This window comes from Chitinophaga sp. G7 BAM 1005 (genome assembly GCF_057126945.1).
Window position 1 is genome coordinate 4,676,386 of sequence record NZ_CP181478.1, and the last position, 16,821, is coordinate 4,693,206.

Below are 16,821 nucleotides of genomic sequence, written 5' to 3' on the forward strand. Positions count from 1 at the left end.
AATCGCCTTCGGCGATTGAAATTGTCTTGGTTCAGGATTAGGCTGATTATGTTGATTTCGCTGATTTGATTACGTTTTGATTTTTTTGATTTTAAATAGATAAAGTGAAGATGGAAGCGAAGCATCTGTTTCTATCTCCCATAATCTTTAAAAATCAAAACGTAATCAAATCAGCGAAATCAACATAATCAGCCTAATCCTGAACCAAGACAACCTCCGCCCACGCCGAAGGCGTGCCATAAAACAGATTTAATTTTTGTATTTTTGACCAGATCAGATTAGCAACACCATGATAAAAACCGCCGATCACCTGTACCTGCAGGTGGCTGATAATATTGAACAGCTGATAGAAAAAGACGTGATGAAAATCGGGGAAAAGCTACCGTCTGTGCGCATGCTCAGCAAGCAACAGGGGATCAGTTTAACCACTGCCTTCCAGGCGTATTATCACCTGGAATCGAAAGGACTGATTGAGTCCAGGCCAAAATCCGGTTATTACATCCGTTTTAATTCCAGGCGCATGCCTGCCATGCCGGGTACCTGTGCACCCGTAAAGAAAGCCAGTGAAGCCACCGTGAGCGATATGGTGATGGAAGTGTTCAGTCATATGAGAAACCCGAACATCCTGAACTTCTCTGTGGCTACGCCTCCGCCTGGATTGATGCCAGCCGCCAAAATGGCGAAGGCCGTGGTGCATGCGCTGCGTGACTTGCCAAACAACGGTATTGGCTATGAGGAGTTACAGGGCAACAAGTTGCTGCGCGGGCAAATAGCCCGGATGTCGCTTGCCTGGGGCGGCGCCTACACCGAAGATGATATTATTACTACGAGTGGTTGCATGGATGCGCTGACATTGTGCCTGTCGGCCGTAACACGCCCGGGCGACACTATTGCGATTGAAAGTCCCGCCTATTACGGCTCTATGCAGCTGGCGGAAAGTCTTGGCTTAAAAGTGCTGGAAGTGCCTACCCACCCGGTTTCCGGCATTGATCTCGATTACCTCGGCAAAGCCATTCCGCGTCATAAGATTAAAGCCTGTTTATTTGTTACCAACTACAACAACCCGTTGGGTTCCTGTATGCCGGATAAAAATAAAAAGGCGCTGGTAGATATGATGGTGAAGTATGATATAGCGTTGATAGAAGATGATATTTACGGCGATCTGTATTTTACGAAACAACGTCCTGCCATTTGCAAAACGTTTGATAAGTACGGTCATGTATTGTTGTGTAATTCCTTTTCCAAATCACTGGCGCCCGGCTACCGCGTTGGCTGGACGTTACCGGGGAAGTACAAGGAAAAGGTGCTGCTGATGAAGCAGAATCACTCTATTGCCTGCGCGTCGCTGCCGCAGGCGGCAGTGGGGCATTTCCTGGAAATAGGCCGGTACGAATTTCACCTGCGCAATTTGCGCAAGGTGCTGCACACCCAGTGCTTACGGTATTCACAGGCCATCAGCGAATATTTCCCCGAGGGCACCAGGATATCACGGCCGCAGGGAGGTTGTGTGCTATGGGTAGAGCTGGACGAATCCATCAATACATTTGAACTGTTCCAGCAGGCGCTGAAACATAAGATCAGCTTCTGTCCCGGCAGGATCTTTTCTTTGCAGAATAAATACAACAACTGTTTACGTATCAGTTTTGGTCCGGTATGGAGTAAGCAGGTTGATGACGGGTTGAAAACGCTGGGGAAACTGATCCGGAAGATGGGCTGAAAAAGCGAAGACCGGAATAAGATTATTCCGGCCGCTGTTAAACCTACAACTTAAAATTTTTAAAGTTGCTGCCAGATACCCGTATAGCAAGCGGCATCCGGCAGGCAACCAATGGGGTTTGCAAACATCCTAAACAACCGTTAACTGTAAATCAACAAAGAATTTCTTTTTAAAGTCCCTGCTGCCGGTGCAGCATTTGCACAATGCTGCACACTGCAACGCCAGGATCATTTATTAAGCGATCAACGGGTACACCATAAGGCCGCCGTCTACATTATATTCTGCACCTGTAATAAACGAAGCATCATCGGATGCCAGGAAAGTGACCAGGCTGGCGATATCTTCCGGTTGTCCTAACCTGCCCAGGGGCGTGATATTGCTCAGGTGTGTCTGGCTTCATCCGGTCTGAAAACGCATTCAGGGCCGACAGCAGCGTGACAGAGCCGCCATCGCTGATGAGGGGAAGTAATTGCTGGATGGTGAAATCAGCACCTTTGAAGTTAATGTTCATTAATTCATCGTATAGTGCCTCTGTTACCGTTTCAAACGGCGCTAATTTCGCCACACCAGCATTTACAAATAAGGAATCTGTTTTCCCGAAACGGCCCTGCAGGTATTCATACAGGCTGACGACCTGTTATCAAAACCTTTGCTCCTTTTGCTAAAAATGCCTTTGCTGTTGTATATCCAATGCCACTGTTACCGCCCGTGATAACAACTATTTTGTCTTTCAGAGATGACATGAATGATGTTTGTTTGAGATTAACCGATTAATGGATGAACACTGAAACCACCGTCGGCATTATATTCCGCACCTGTAATAAAAGATGCGTCGTCTGATGCCAGGAAAGAAACCAGTTTGGCAATTTCTTCCGGCTGGCCAATCCTGCCGATGGGTAATAATTTGCCCATTTGTTCTTCATTAACCGCTTCTTTTGGAACGCCTGATTTTTCAAAGATAGGCGTAGCCACGGGGCCGGGGTTTACAATATTTACCCGGATCTTCCTGGAAGCCAGTTCTCTTGATAAGGTGCGTCCCAATGAGTTTAAACCTGCTTTGCTGGCGCTGTATACCGCTGCTCCCGGCATACCTGCATAAGCATTAATGGAAGACAATAAAATGATGGTACCACCGTCGTTGATCAGCGGCAGCAGATGCTGCACGGTGAAAAAGGCGCCCTTCAGGTTAATGTCCATTACCGTATCAAAGGAGGCTTCTGTTACATCAGCAAATGATGCAAACGCTGCTACTCCCGCATTCACAAACAGGATGTCTATTTTGCCATAACGGTCACGCACATACTCCGCCAATTTTTGCGAATCGCCAGTTATGCCCTGATCCGCGATAAAACTATCCACCTCTCCGCCTAACGCTGCCACGGCCTGCTGTACGGCTTCCGGCTTGCGTCCTGTAATCAATACCTTTGCTCCTTTCGCCAAAAAATCTGCTGCTGTTGCATATCCTATACCGCTGTTACCGCCCGTGATGACAGCTGTTTTATTTTGTAACTGATCCATTCTATTGATTAATTTAAGTTTATCGATATATTATGTTTAAAAAAAAGAGAAAATCTTTCTCTATCAATCCATTAATTTAAAAGTATCAATATATATAAGTATAAAAAAAGCTGTTGGTTACCCGCCCGGTAGCACCTCAGCCCGTTTTGTACCTAACTTAATTGTAAAAAGAACATAGACAACTGTTTCATCATCTCTTTATTGAGCGTCAGCTCCAGAGATCTCCCATTTTTCACAGAATGCAGTACGCCACTATCAACCAGGATCTTTACGTGATGCGACACCGTAGGCTGCGACAAACACGTAAACCCGCACACATCACCACAAACCAGCTTTCCCTTCTTAACAACCTCCATTATAATAGATAATCGATGTTTGTCGGCGATGGCATTTGCTGCTTTTTCTATAACTGCTAAATCCATGAAGCAAAAGTAAGACTATTTTTGAAATATCGAAATATTTCAATGAATATTTTTTTTTAGCCCCTCATTTTTGGTCTGAACCTGTTCACTCACCTGTACCTGATTCCGAAACTAAACCAGGTGGATATACAGTATATTCATCTCTCTGATCAATTTACCAACGGTAGTTTACCGATCCTTTCAAATTACATTGGTTTATTACGGCAGCAGTTTAAAAACCGGCTGATCCTGGCAGGTGCTTTTACAGCAGGCAGTGCAGAAAAAACACTGCAACGAAATGAAGCATATTGCGATAGTTGCATGGGGTATATTTTATACTATCTTTATGCCATTACACTGCTGTAAAGTGTAACGAATATGCCAAACAACTATTGCTATGAAAACCATGAAAAAGCACCTTATCTTACCTGTAGCGCTCATTACTTTCTATGCATGCCAGGAAAGAAAAATTCCCGAAGAAAAAATTCCGACAGATGCGGCTCCACCCGTGCAGGCTGTAACCGAAAGCGCCAGCCAGATTATACATCCCTGTGCAATACTTCATACGCCCGACAGTATTCAACTGGAACATCTGAAAAAAGACAACGGGGAAGAAGCATTTTATACCATCAATGAAGATTACCAGAACTACATGACAGATGCCCGCGCCTTCCTGGAGGAAAAGGATATGAAGATTATTGAACCTGCCGGTGGCAAAATCAGTTTTCATTCTGCCAAAGGAAGTGCCGCTACACTCAATTTAAGTGATGTAAAATACAATTGGGAGATATGGTTATTTGACGGGGACAAACTCCACAAAGTAGATGTCATGGATATTGAAAATGAGTATAAGAAATACATGAAATAATTTTCAGCAGGCAGTTTCTAAAATGAAACTGCCTGTTTTTTTATTTGCTCCAGTGATCGTATGCCGCTTTGGCAATTTTAGCAATCGTTCCCTCCCGCTCTTCTTCACTTGCTTTTGCATCAGACACAAATACCGTAATAGCCAGGTGATGTCCGTTTGGCAGGGTAATGATACCAACGTCATTGGTGGCACGGGTTAATCCGTCTGTGGTCCACGAAGTGCCTGTTTTATGCGCTACCACTGTGCCGGCCGGCAGTAATCCTTTTAATCTTTTTGCACCGGGCCTTGAGGTCGTCATCAGGTGCATCAGGTAATTTTTGCTGCTGTCGGACAATACCGGTTCCTGGTGGCATATCTTCAGCAGCTGCGTCATGGCCATTGGGGTAGACCAGTTCTTATACTGGATCATTTCGCTGGGCACCTGCACTTTTTCCGTAGTGGAAATGGCTATTTGTTTTACGCCCAGGCTGTGTACATAGGCATTTGCTTTGGCGGCGCCCCCCAGTAAGCGCAGCAGCACATCACAGGCACTGCCATCGCTGGCGCGGATATTATAATCGATCAATTCTCCCAGTGGCATATCAAAATTTCCTTCCGGATGCTGGTCCCGGACCGGGCTTACCCCTCTCGGTCCTATCAGGTCGTCTTTTGTGACATGTATGGGTTGATCCAGCCGGAACCTGTGCTGGTCCACCTGCCGGAGCATGGCCATTGCAATCGGGAATTTATACACGCTCTGCATCGGGAAATGCTGATCGCGGTTAAACGAAACGGTGTCCTTTGTTTCCAGGATTTCCGCATATACTCCAACTTTCCCAGATATATTTCCGGCGATACCTGCAATTTGCTGACGGAGTGTTTGCTGGCCGCTGGCCGTTGGGAGATAAACAATAGAAACGGCCATAGTGGCTGTTATAAACATGGCAACATGCTTTCTCATATAGCGAGTTAAATCAATGTAAGAAGCCAAAATAGGGTTTTTCCGGCGACCGGAACAAATTATGCATTTAGAATTTCGCCGCGTTAATATTATTTTAGGCTCCAAATAGAGCAGAAATTGAGTAAACCGATATTAGTTATAAAATTTGGAACAGCATCGATCACCCATCAGAATGGTGACCTCGATGAAACCGTGATTGCCGGTATAGCGCGGCAGGTAGCAGAGTTACATGCAGATTATCATATTGTGCTGGTGTCGTCCGGGGCCGTGGCCGCCGGCAAACAGTTTTTACGTCATTACAACGGCACCATCAGCGAGCGCAAAGCCGCGGCAGCCGTAGGTAATCCGTTGCTATTGAATAAATACAGCCGTTATTTTGCCCCTTACAGTATTGCGGTAGCCCAAAGTCTTTGTGAACGCCAGCATTTCTCCGACAGGAACCAGTTCCTCCAGTTAAAACGTACTTACGAGGAACTGTGGGCCAGCAACATTATCCCCATTGCCAACGAAAATGACGTAGTGAGCAGCCTGGAGCTGAAATTTTCCGACAACGACGAGCTGGCCACGCTGATAGCCGTGGGTTTTGGCGCGCAGTTATTGTTGTTCAGTACCTCCGTAGCCGGCGTACTGGACAGGGAGGGACAGGTGGTTCCACAGATAGAGGTTATTGACAAGGCAGCCCTGGGATTGGCAGATAAAGAGAAATCCGCCCTCGGCTTAGGCGGCATGGTATCCAAGCTCACCTTCGCCCGCCTGGCCACCAGGATGGGCATCAGGGTTGTTATTTTCGGCATCCGCACGGAGGATGGCATCCTCAATGCCATTGCAGGCAAAACAGGTACCTTATGCCTGCCGCAGCCCTGCAGCATGCCCGCCCGCAAAAAGTGGCTGGCCAGCGGCAGCCTGGTTACCGGCAGGATCAGGATCGACGCCGGCGCACAAAAGGCGCTGGAAAAACGTCACAGCCTCCTCGCCGTAGGTGTGCAGGCCGTACTCGAAAAATTTGAATGCGGGGAAGTCATTGAAATTGTGAACGAAGACAATATCGCCATCGCAGTAGGCAGGACGAAAATTGCTTCAGACATCCTGGACACCCAACACAAAGCACAGAACATAGAAGTGGCCCACGCTGATGACATCGTGCTGTTATAAAGAAAAACAATCATGCAAACGATACAACCACTACTGGAAAAAGCGCAACAGGCAGGCGTTTCCATACGTACCCTCCCTGATGCACAGAAACAGGCTTTGCTGCTCAAACTGGCATCCGTGATCCTGATCCGGTCGGAAGATATTATCACCGAAAATAAGAAGGACCTCGACCGGATGCCGGACGAAGACCCGAAAAAAGACCGGCTGCTGCTGACAGATGCGCGCATCCGCGATCTCGCGTCCAGCCTGGAAGATATTGCCGGCCTGCCCGATCCCGCCAATGTACTGGTGCTGGAAAGAACCCTCGACAATGGCCTGCTGGTACAAAAGAAAACCGTGCCCCTCGGCGTGGTAGGCGTGATCTATGAATCGAGGCCCAATGTAACCGTGGATGTGGCAGCGCTCTGTATCCGCTCCGGCAACGTGTGCGTACTGCGTGGCGGCACAGATGCCTTTTATACCAACACCATCCTCGTAGCGCTGATCCAGGCCGTATTGACGCAGTTTGGGGTAGATGAACATGCCGTACAGCTGCTGCCTGTTGACCGCAGATTTGTAATGGAAATGCTTACTGCCGTAAAGTATATCGATATCATTATACCGCGTGGCTCCGAACAACTGATCGAGTTTGTCCGCACCAACTCCAGGGTTCCGGTCATTGAAACCGGCGCGGGGGTATGCCATACCTACGTGGAAAAAACTGCCAACCTGCAACAGGCTGCAGCCATTGTTACCAATGCGAAAGTTTCCCGCCCGTCGGTATGTAATTCACTCGACACCGTGCTGGTAGATGAAGCCGTGGCAGCAGGTTTCCTCGCACTGCTGGCGCCACAGCTGCAGCACTACGCAGTAGACGTATATGCGGATCCGTTAGCATTCGATATCCTGCAGAAAAATAATTATCCGCATCTCTTCGCAGCGCAGCCGGAAGATTTTGGCCGGGAATTCCTTTCGCTCAAATGCTCCGTAAAAGTAGTGCCCGACACCAACGCAGCGCTATCGCATATTCAAAAATATTCTTCCCGCCACTCGGAAGCGATCATCTCCGGCGATACCGCCATCAGTGAGCGTTTCCTCAATGAGGTAGACGCCGCAGCGGTATACGTGAACGCCTCTACGCGGTTCACCGACGGTGGCGTATTTGGTTTGGGTGCGGAAATAGGCATCTCCACGCAAAAACTGCATGCACGGGGACCTTTTGCACTGGAAAAACTGGTAACGGAAAAATGGTTTGTACGTGGCAACGGCCAGGTAAGATGAGTGGAGGGAACTTCCCTCCACTCCCTCCGCTACGCGATCGTGATCTGTTCATTCAGGTATACGTCCTGGATGGCATTCAGCAATGCAGCTCCTTCCACCATTGGGCGTTGAAAGGCTTTACGCCCCGAGATCAGCCCTACGCCACCGGCTCTTTTATTAATCACTGCGGTGCGTACTGCTTCTGCCAGATCGGCCTCTCCTTCGGAGGCGCCGCCGGAATTGATCAGTCCCATGCGTCCCATATAGCAATTAGCTACCTGGTAGCGGCACAGGTCAATGGGGTTATCTGAAGTAAGTTCTGTATAAATACGTTCATCCAGTTTACCATACGAAGATGCTCCGGTATTCAATGCTTTATAGCCACCGTTTACTACCGGTAACTTCTGCTTGATAATGTCCGCCTGGATAGTTACACCGAGGTGATTGGCCTGCCCGGTAAGATCCGCTGAGAGGTGATAATCCACATCTTTCTTAAAAGCATCATTCCGCAGGTAACACCAGAGAATAGTAGCCATGCCCAGTTCATGCGCCCTTGCAAAGGCCCTCGATACTTCCACAATCTGCCGGTCGGATTGCTCAGAGCCGAAGTAGATGGTGGCGCCAACCGCCACTGCACCGAGGTTCCAGGCCTCTTCCACGGTGCCGTACATCACCTGGTCGGCCCGGTTGGGATAAGTGAGCAGTTCATTATGATTGAGCTTGACAATAAAAGGAATGCGGTGCGCATAGCTGCGAGACACCGACGATAACACGCCAAAGGTGGAAGCCACTGCATTACAGCCGCCTTCTATAGCCAGCTTCACAATATTTTCAGGATCAAAATAGGCCGGGTATTTGGCAAAAGACGCGCCGGCGCTGTGTTCCACACCCTGATCTACAGGAAGAACGGACATGTAGCCGGTGCCTCCGAGACGGCCGTGCTGAAACAATTGCCCCAAACTGCGCAATACCTGCGGGTTACGGCTGGAAGGTTGGTAAATTTTATTGACGGTATCCGGTCCGGGCAGGTGCAGCAGGTCTTTACTGATAGTTTTGCTTTGATGCTGCAACAGGGTATCGCTTTCTTTGCCTAATAATTCGCTGATTTTTTCCAAGGATAACATAAGCATGACTTTTTTTGATACACCTAATTTAAGGATTTAATACCGCACCGGTATGCGGCAGTTATTCAGTAAGGGGTCGGGCCTTTCGGACGGGGCTGGTCTTCCCGCTCTTCCGTTACCATTTCCGTGCCTTCAAATGCGCCTCCGGAGCCATCATGAATAATGGGTTCCGGCTTTACTTCGTCTTCCTTTTTAACTGGTTTTTCTTCGTTGGGATTGATACTCATTTCCATAATAACAAATGTACTGATTACTTATAAATCGTTATTTGGGCAGGACATGAAAAAATGAAATGAATTTAACTTTAGGAATAAATACTATAACTTTGGTTGCCAGCGTTCATACCCCATAAAAAGGATGCCGGAAGAATTATCAATAGGATAATAACCCTCAGAAGATCATTAGGTTTCTATGAAAAGATTTTTTTGCCTGCAACACAAACTGTTATAGCCTTTTTATTTAAGGCTATCCCGAGCTTAACTTACTTAAACCCTACGATGCTTAACATGACTATTAAAATTATTACACGGATTCAACAAGCTGTAAAATCAATTATAAGAGCAGGTACACAGGGTCAAACAGACGATGAATTGGTATCCAGGATTATACTTGTCAATACACTCAGCCTGGTACTCGCCTCCTTAATCCTGGTTATAGGAGCTATATTTATGGTATTCACGAGAGAATTATCTATACTTATACCTGCTTCCATAGAATTCCTCTTTACTGTTTCGGCCATTTATCTGAATCACAGGGGATACCACAGGATCGCGGCAGCCAGCACTTTTTTGGTACAATGTTTTGCGTCTGTTTACTTTGGAATACTGCTCAGTAACATTATTGAGCTGCAGGCAATGATCATCTTCCTGATCTCCATTATATACCTGATATTTCCAGACAGAACATCGAGAAGAATATCGCTGGTGGTGGCTGTAGGCATTCTTTTACTGCTTGAAACCTATTACCATTATCATTTTGTAGAAGCGATACACCTTCAGAAAGATGTGGCATTTATTTTCCGCATCTCTGCTATGGCAGGTGTTTTAACACTTATCATCCTGGTAAGCAAACCATATGTTCACAGTAATGATTTCAATAAACAGTTAAAGAGAAGCAATCACTTTAAAAAGATATTTGTATACCAGGTATCACATGAGCTGAGAACACCGCTGAATGCCATCTTTGGCGTAGGACAGTTGTTAAAGCGGGAGATAAAATTAAATGAACAACTGAGGGGGATAGAACCATTGGCAGATCAACTGTTACTGGCAAGCAACCATACCCGCAATATTGTAAATGACGTGCTGGATATGGCACAGATAGAATCAGGAAATTCAGAAGTACTGAACAGCGAAGCTTTTGAAATAAAGCCGTTCATTCAAAAGTTAGTGGACATAAACGGGATAATAGCAAAAACCAGGAATATTAAGATTAAACTAAGTATAGGTGAAATCCCTCCTGTGATTTTTGCTGATCCCTTAAAACTCAACCAGGTTGTAACAAATTTATTGGGGAATGCTATTAAATATTCCAACAAAGGAACTACCATCAATTGTTACATTGCTGCCGCTAAAGATACCTGGTCACTGCATATTGTTAATATGGGCGATCACATCACGGATGATAAGTTAAAAACGATATTTGATCCGTTTATTACAGATAAAAGAAAGTACACAGAAGGTGCAGGACTGGGACTTTATATTGTACAGAATAAAGTCAGTTCCATGAATGGTACCATTACTGCCGAAAGCAGCCCTACAGGGATAAACAGTTTCAAAGTAGTGCTTCCCCTGGTACCGGGCAGATATGAAGATCTCAAAGCGGAAAACAATGATGAAGATGAGATTACCGACCTGAGCGACATTCATGTAGTGGTTGCTGAAGACAACGAAATGAATGCCCTGCTAATATCCAGGTTCCTTACACAAACCGGCTGCTCTATTTGCCTGACCGCAAACGGGGCTGAAGTACTGGAGGAAAGCAGGAAACACACACCCGATATCATCATCATGGATTACCATATGGACATTATGGATGGGAAAGATACCCTGGTTAGTCTGAAAAAAGATCCGTTATTGAAACATATCCCTGTTATTATCGCCACCGGGGATGCCTTTCTAGAGTCGCGCGAGCTAATGATGAAAGCTGGCGCCAGTGCCTTTATTGAAAAACCGATTGACTATAAATTCCTGATAAAAGTACTTAGTCAGCAACTGCACCCACTCAGTGGCGAATTACAATAAAAAATGAGTACGCTTAAACTGCCGCAGCAATAGCTGGCACTAATTGCGTTTCCTTCCAGATAGAATTTGACCGTTTATAACGTTTGGTATAAACCTGCCATACCCAACTGGCTTGTACGCATCGTTCCAGGCCGCCAATATGTGCATCCAGCTTATCCACCATTTCTGAACCAGCAGGTAATTGCTGATAACTCCTGTTTCTCACCCTGGTCACCAGCAATGCAAATTCCAATAAAAACTGCTGTACAATGGCAGCAGCCTTCCTGATAATTTCCTTCAGTGAAAGACCCGGATCATTTAACGCAAGGATCATCAGCAGATTTGAATCTGAACTGTTGTCGATCACCTCTTTTTCAAAAGAAAAAAGATCATTCATCAAACAGCCAATAGCAGCGGTAACATATTGAAGGCGCTGCATATCAGTTTTGATGCCTGCTGTTTCCATCCATTTCCAGTCAAGAAACTGCCCGTCACTATACTCAATGAGCTGTATGGTATGATGCATTCCGGAAATATGCCCCCGCATGTCAATATATTCTTCCACCGTAGGAATATGTCCGAGGGAGTTGGTATTGCAATCCAGGTGTGTTACATCAATGTGATAGTTATACATCTTTTTAAATTCGCGGAACCAATGGGCTGGCGAAGTATTATAAATATCCAGCAGCATTTCTGCATTGGCAGTTTCCACGCCATGAGCCTCCGGCACGCTTTCGAAAGGATAATCCATCTTTCCGATACGCTGCCTGACCACATTGCAGCGTTGCTGTTCACCGGCGCTCAGGTGCGTAAAAACTTCCCGTCCCATCGTATCATTCAGAAAAAAGTCTACCGTACAGTTCTTAAGAATATTATTCATACGATACAAATTGGCGGTGGGGAACAGGTAGATGGCACAAGTGACGTAATGCTCGGCATTTTCAAGCCAGATACCATAACGCTCGCAAAACTCCTGGGCCACCCGTTTAAGCTGGCGGGAATAAGGGTGAGGTCTGAATGACTGGCAAAATTCATCCAGTCTGAATTCTTCGTGATTAAATAATTGAAATAAAGAAAAAGGTGCTGCCCCTTCCCTCATCATGGAAGCATATTCTTTTTGCATTTTTTGCATTCTGGCATGTGCCAGCATCTGAACATTGTGTTTCATAAATGTTAATTTTTGAGTAAGAAATGAAGAAAACTGTATTAATTGGATCCAGCTATAGGGCGCGCTGATTTTCACAGGAACAAAACAGCTATGGATGAAAGTAAGTATGGGCGATACTCCAAACAAATATATTATACTTTTAATATACAGAACACCACTGAATTCTGCCTGCGCCTTGAATTTTTAACTATTAACCCCGGGGCGTTTTATATATATTTGTCCCCCGGAATGACTAAAAGACCCAATATGACCCAGATCGCTATTATCCGTCACGGTACCACTTCCTGGAATAAAGCAGGCAAACTGCAAGGCCATTCAGACATCCCCCTGGATGAAGAAGGCATTACGCAGGCCCTGAAACTGGGACAGCGGCTCACCGGCGAAACCTGGGACCTCATTTATTCCAGTCACCTGCTCCGCGCCCGGCAAACAGCGGCCATCATTGCACAGGAGCTTAGTATAGAAAGTGTGATTGAGGACCAACGTATCGGGGAAGCCGGCGGCGGCCTCATTGAAGGTACCACCGAGGAAGAGCGCATCCTCCGGTGGGGAGCCGCCTGGAAACTGATGGACCTCGGCATGGAAAGCAATAATGCCGTGGTAACAAGAGGACTCTCCTTTATGCAGGACCTCCTCTCCGAAAATAGCGGCAAAAAGATATTGCTGGTGAGTCATGGCAGCTTTATCCGGCAAATGCTGGACGCCCTCCTGCCACAAATGCATCCTACTCCCGCCATGAAAAATACTTCCATCACAAGGCTCCAGTTCTCCGACGAAAACTGGAAATGCGAACTGTTTAATTGTGTGAGCCACCTCGAATAGAATTATATTTGTTGTTCATGAAACTATTACTGATAGAAGATGAACCTGCTGTAGTATCTGTTATTACCCGCGGCCTCTCGGAAGCCGGCTACGAAGTAAGCGTGGCCCCCGATGGTACCAGCGGACTGCAAATGGCGCTCAATAACCCATCATTCCGGCTGATCATACTGGATGTAATGCTGCCCGGCATGAACGGCATAGAAGTATGCCGCTCCCTCCGCAAAGCACAGCTGGAAGTGCCCATACTCATGCTCACCGCATTGGGCACAACAGAAAATATAGTAATGGGCCTCGACAGCGGCGCCGATGATTACCTGGTGAAACCATTTAAGCTTCAGGAGCTGGAAGCCCGCATCCGCAGCCTTATGCGGAGAAAAAACCCGGTAGATACACCCGTTCCCGTTACCTCCGCCGCTATACTCAGCATGGCAGACCTGGAGCTGGATACCGATACCAAAGCCGCCAGCAGGAACGGAAGAAATATACAGCTCACCGCCACAGAATACCGGCTGCTGGAATACTTACTGAAAAATCCGAGGAAAGTGCTCTCCCGCCTGGAAATACTGGAACAGGTATGGGGCATCGAATTTAATATGAATACCAAAGTGGTGGATGTTTACATTAACTATCTCCGGAAAAAAATTAATAAATACAACCCCACAGAACTGATACATACCGTAGTGGGACTAGGTTATATGATCAGGGAAAATAAGGCTGATGAAGATACGCACTAAGATATTACTGTTATTTGCCGGATTAACGATTTCCACCATCCTGGTGATGAGTGGACTGGTGTATTATTTTACCGACCAGCACTCCTTTGAAGACTTCTACAAACGGCTGGAAATACGCGCCTATCTTACTGCAAAAGCGACCCTTCCCTATTATGAATCCGACTCCGTGATCTATAACGAGATCCGGGAAGAACACCTGGAAAAACTGCCGGCCGAAAAAGAATATTTCCTGAAGGTAGCCGCCGATGGCGCCGTTCATAAAGATGAACAACTCACCCTCCCCAACTCCTTCTACGAACAGATACACCGCGAAAGCAAGGCTACCTACCGCGAAGGCGACCGCTTCTACGAAGGCGTGTTGTATAAAAGCAAACAGGGACTGTATATCGTGATTGTATCGGCTATTAATCAATACAGCGTGGAATACCTGGGATGGCTGCGCAAAATCCTGATCATCTGCTCCGTGGCCTCCAGCGTCATCCTGGTAGGCGCCGGCATTTTCTTCTCCCGGTATATTCTAAAACCCATCCGGCACATGATGGTACAGGTAAAAAGCATCAGCTCCCGCAACCTCCACCTGCGGCTGAATGTAGACGACAGCGGCGATGAAATAAACGACCTGGCTGGTACCTTTAACAATATGCTGGACCGCCTGGAAACCGCCTTTGAAACACAAAATAATTTTGTCAGCAACGCCTCCCATGAGCTGAGTACCCCCCTCACCGCCATCATCGGCGAAGCAGAACTGGCACTTAATAAAGAACGTACCCAGGATAAATATATATACTCCCTGAAGAATATTCTTCATGAAGCAGGGCGACTGGAACATATCACCAAAAGCCTCCTGCACCTGGCTCAAACCGGCTTTGATGGCAAGAAACAGGAATGGGGTCAAATCCGCAGCGATGAACTGCTCTTCACCGTAAAAAACACCATCGATAAACTGCACCCGGGTAACCACGTGGAAATAGATTACAGCCTGTTCCCGGAAGAAGAAGAAAAATTAATCATCCCCGGCAACGAACAACTGCTGGAACTGGCGCTCAGCAACATTGTAATGAATGCCGTGAAATATTCCAACAACGAACCGGTGTCTATTGCACTGGCCGCTACAGAAAAGAAAAATATTATTATCGTAAAAGACCAGGGCATCGGCATCCCCCCGGAAGATCTGCCTTATATCTTCTCCCCTTTCTTCCGCGCCTCTAATACCGGCCGTTTCAAAGGGTATGGTATCGGGCTGCCACTGGCTATGAATATTATCCGCATGCATAAGGGAGACATCATTGTAAACAGCCGTGTAAACCACGGAACCGAGATCAGGGTGGAACTTCCACTGTAGCGACTGCTTTTCTTACCGGATTCTTACCACATTCTTACTACCTTTTAACGCGGCTCTTACTGGTTACTTATTTGACAGCAATAATTTTGTTGTTATAAAAGCTACCAGATATGAAAAATATACTCATACCCACAGATTTCTCTATCCGCTCACTCAGTTATGTACACAACATTGTAGCGCAGCATCCCAGCGAGCAGGTAAATATTATATTAATGCACGCACTGGAAATGCCGGACTCCTTGTTTGACCTGATGACCTACACCCGCAACAGCCGGCACCTGGAACTCATTTCATCCGACTTCCAGGATGGTTGTGAAATAATCCGTAACAAATATTCTTCTGCCATTAACCAGCTGAAGATTGAATTCTTTCATGGCAACACCCGTGCAGCATTACGCAATTTCCTGCTGGCACAAAACATCGACCTGATCATTCAACCTACCGATCATGAATTTAATGCGCCTTCCAAAAGAAGCTATGATCCGGAAAAACTGATCAGCAAATGCAATTATCCAAAGATGAAGATTCAACTCCAGAAACGGAAGTATGTGGTAGACAGGTCTACCATCTCAGCACTTTTGCTGGCAACAGAATAAAAAAACAGGTTATGTTACTGAAAGATAATATCCCCTTAAATTATGTTTTTGGTAAAATAAAGATAGAGATCCTGCTGGTAACCATCTACTCACTGGCTATTAATATCCTTTATTACCAATATGATTTCACCAACCTGGTTATTCCTATAGCTGTGCCAATGGTGCTGGGAACGGTGTTGTCATTATTACTCGCATTCCGCTCCAACCAGGCCTACGACCGCTGGTGGGAAGCCAGAACAATATGGGGGGCCATTGTAAATGATTCACGCTCGCTGACAAGACAGGTACTAAGCCTGATGGATACTACGTATCAATCAGAAGACCTCACCCTTTTCCAGGAGCGTTTTGTAAAGCGGCAGGCAGCATGGTGCTATAGTTTGGGACAATCGTTACGTAAGACAGATCCGCTCAAAGGTGTAGACAGATTATTATCAAGAAGGGAATTAAACTATGTGATGAGATATGATAATGTACCGGCTGCCTTGTTGCTTTTACATGGAAAAGACCTGAAATATGCGATGGAACAGGGTTGGATAAACCAATACCAGCAAATTGCCCTGGACCAGACGCTGACCAGGCTATGCGACGCAATGGGTAAATGTGAACGTATTAAAAATACCGTGTTCCCGGCTACTTATAGTCTTTATACACACTTCACCGTTATCTTCTTTATACTGTTATTGCCGTTTGCCTTAATAGATGTACTGGGCTTTATGGAAATACCCCTCGTGGTAGCCATTGCCGCATCTTTCCTGCTGATCGAAAAAATGGCGATCAACCTGCAGGACCCGTTTGAAAATAAACCTACAGATACACCGGTAACTACCATTGCCAGGAAAATTGAAAATGATCTCCGGCAAATGTTGCACGAACAGGACGCTGCACCGGAAGAGCAGGTGGAAACACCCGCTTACTACGTACTTTAAAGCTGATTTGTGTTTAAGGCGCCCTCTTCAAAGGGCCGTAATTTATAGCGTT

The 16,821-nt window shown here is 46.3% G+C and carries 18 protein-coding genes and 1 pseudogene; 11 read left to right on the plus strand and 8 right to left on the minus strand.

Going from position 1 to position 16,821, the window contains the following annotated elements:
- Window positions 1–289 precede the first annotated feature (289 nt).
- Window positions 290–1,717, plus strand: a complete 1,428-nt coding sequence (locus ACMXI2_RS18620) for an aminotransferase-like domain-containing protein (RefSeq protein WP_483777589.1) — start codon at window positions 290–292, stop codon at window positions 1,715–1,717.
- A 234-nt stretch (window positions 1,718–1,951) separates the two neighbouring features.
- Here ACMXI2_RS18620 and ACMXI2_RS18625 read toward each other — a convergent pair whose 3' ends face one another.
- From ACMXI2_RS18625 to ACMXI2_RS18640, 4 genes and pseudogenes are all read right to left on the minus strand, one after another.
- Window positions 1,952–2,083, minus strand: coding sequence for an SDR family oxidoreductase (locus ACMXI2_RS18625; RefSeq protein ID WP_483782405.1), 132 nt, complete (start codon window positions 2,081–2,083; stop codon window positions 1,952–1,954).
- A pseudogene (locus ACMXI2_RS18630) lies at window positions 2,022–2,460 on the minus strand (SDR family NAD(P)-dependent oxidoreductase). The gene ACMXI2_RS18625 and the pseudogene ACMXI2_RS18630 overlap by 62 nt, the downstream one beginning before the upstream one ends.
- 19 nt (window positions 2,461–2,479) lie before the next feature.
- Window positions 2,480–3,235: a glucose 1-dehydrogenase gene (locus ACMXI2_RS18635; protein WP_483777590.1), complete on the minus strand. Its 756-nt coding sequence runs from the start codon at window positions 3,233–3,235 to the stop codon at window positions 2,480–2,482.
- Between the two features lie 152 nt (window positions 3,236–3,387).
- Window positions 3,388–3,657: an ArsR/SmtB family transcription factor gene (locus ACMXI2_RS18640; RefSeq protein WP_079473476.1), complete on the minus strand. Its 270-nt coding sequence runs from the start codon at window positions 3,655–3,657 to the stop codon at window positions 3,388–3,390.
- Window positions 3,658–3,777: 120 nt separating this feature from the next.
- Here ACMXI2_RS18640 and ACMXI2_RS18645 point away from each other — a divergent pair, with 120 nt between their 5' ends.
- Together ACMXI2_RS18645 and ACMXI2_RS18650 are read left to right on the plus strand one after the other, a co-directional pair.
- Entirely contained in the window at window positions 3,778–4,002 is a 225-nt protein-coding gene (locus ACMXI2_RS18645; RefSeq protein WP_483777591.1) for a hypothetical protein, read from the plus strand.
- A 31-nt stretch (window positions 4,003–4,033) separates the two neighbouring features.
- On the plus strand, window positions 4,034–4,504 hold the full coding sequence (locus tag ACMXI2_RS18650) for a hypothetical protein (protein WP_483777592.1): 471 nt from the start codon (window positions 4,034–4,036) through the stop codon (window positions 4,502–4,504).
- A 40-nt stretch (window positions 4,505–4,544) separates the two neighbouring features.
- Here the strand turns inward: ACMXI2_RS18650 and bla are convergent, their stop codons facing one another.
- Window positions 4,545–5,444 (minus strand): class A beta-lactamase, encoded by a 900-nt coding sequence (bla, locus tag ACMXI2_RS18655; protein ID WP_483777593.1) that lies wholly within the window; start codon window positions 5,442–5,444, stop codon window positions 4,545–4,547.
- 117 nt (window positions 5,445–5,561) lie between these two features.
- Between bla and proB the strand changes: the two genes are divergently transcribed.
- Window positions 5,562–6,596, plus strand: coding sequence for a glutamate 5-kinase (gene proB, locus ACMXI2_RS18660; protein ID WP_483777594.1), 1,035 nt, complete (start codon window positions 5,562–5,564; stop codon window positions 6,594–6,596).
- 12 nt (window positions 6,597–6,608) lie between these two features.
- Window positions 6,609–7,856: a glutamate-5-semialdehyde dehydrogenase gene (locus tag ACMXI2_RS18665; protein WP_483777595.1), complete on the plus strand. Its 1,248-nt coding sequence runs from the start codon at window positions 6,609–6,611 to the stop codon at window positions 7,854–7,856.
- 29 nt (window positions 7,857–7,885) lie between these two features.
- Here the strand turns inward: ACMXI2_RS18665 and ACMXI2_RS18670 are convergent, their stop codons facing one another.
- Entirely contained in the window at window positions 7,886–8,959 is a 1,074-nt protein-coding gene (locus ACMXI2_RS18670) for a class I fructose-bisphosphate aldolase (protein ID WP_483777596.1), read from the minus strand.
- Between the two features lie 65 nt (window positions 8,960–9,024).
- Window positions 9,025–9,192: a hypothetical protein gene (locus tag ACMXI2_RS18675; RefSeq protein WP_159454500.1), complete on the minus strand. Its 168-nt coding sequence runs from the start codon at window positions 9,190–9,192 to the stop codon at window positions 9,025–9,027.
- Between the two features lie 273 nt (window positions 9,193–9,465).
- Between ACMXI2_RS18675 and ACMXI2_RS18680 the strand changes: the two genes are divergently transcribed.
- Window positions 9,466–11,202, plus strand: a complete 1,737-nt coding sequence (locus ACMXI2_RS18680) for a hybrid sensor histidine kinase/response regulator (RefSeq protein WP_483777597.1) — start codon at window positions 9,466–9,468, stop codon at window positions 11,200–11,202.
- Window positions 11,203–11,215: 13 nt separating this feature from the next.
- Here the strand turns inward: ACMXI2_RS18680 and ACMXI2_RS18685 are convergent, their stop codons facing one another.
- Window positions 11,216–12,349, minus strand: coding sequence for a terpene synthase family protein (locus ACMXI2_RS18685; protein WP_483777598.1), 1,134 nt, complete (start codon window positions 12,347–12,349; stop codon window positions 11,216–11,218).
- Between the two features lie 246 nt (window positions 12,350–12,595).
- Here ACMXI2_RS18685 and ACMXI2_RS18690 point away from each other — a divergent pair, with 246 nt between their 5' ends.
- The 5 genes from ACMXI2_RS18690 (at window position 12,596) to ACMXI2_RS18710 (ending at window position 16,769) form a co-directional block, all read left to right on the plus strand.
- Window positions 12,596–13,171, plus strand: coding sequence for a histidine phosphatase family protein (locus ACMXI2_RS18690; RefSeq protein ID WP_483777599.1), 576 nt, complete (start codon window positions 12,596–12,598; stop codon window positions 13,169–13,171).
- Window positions 13,172–13,188: 17 nt separating this feature from the next.
- Window positions 13,189–13,905, plus strand: a complete 717-nt coding sequence (locus tag ACMXI2_RS18695) for a response regulator transcription factor (RefSeq protein WP_483777600.1) — start codon at window positions 13,189–13,191, stop codon at window positions 13,903–13,905.
- A complete protein-coding gene (locus ACMXI2_RS18700) occupies window positions 13,889–15,247 on the plus strand; it encodes a sensor histidine kinase (RefSeq protein ID WP_483777601.1) in 1,359 nt (452 codons plus the stop codon). The genes ACMXI2_RS18695 and ACMXI2_RS18700 overlap by 17 nt, the downstream gene beginning before the upstream one ends.
- A gap of 110 nt (window positions 15,248–15,357) precedes the next feature.
- Window positions 15,358–15,843, plus strand: a complete 486-nt coding sequence (locus ACMXI2_RS18705; RefSeq protein ID WP_483777602.1) for a hypothetical protein — start codon at window positions 15,358–15,360, stop codon at window positions 15,841–15,843.
- Window positions 15,844–15,854: 11 nt separating this feature from the next.
- The gene (locus ACMXI2_RS18710) at window positions 15,855–16,769 is read left to right on the plus strand and encodes a bestrophin family protein (RefSeq protein ID WP_483777603.1); all 915 of its coding nucleotides are present in this window, start codon (window positions 15,855–15,857) and stop codon (window positions 16,767–16,769) included.
- Window positions 16,770–16,821: the final 52 nt, after the last annotated feature.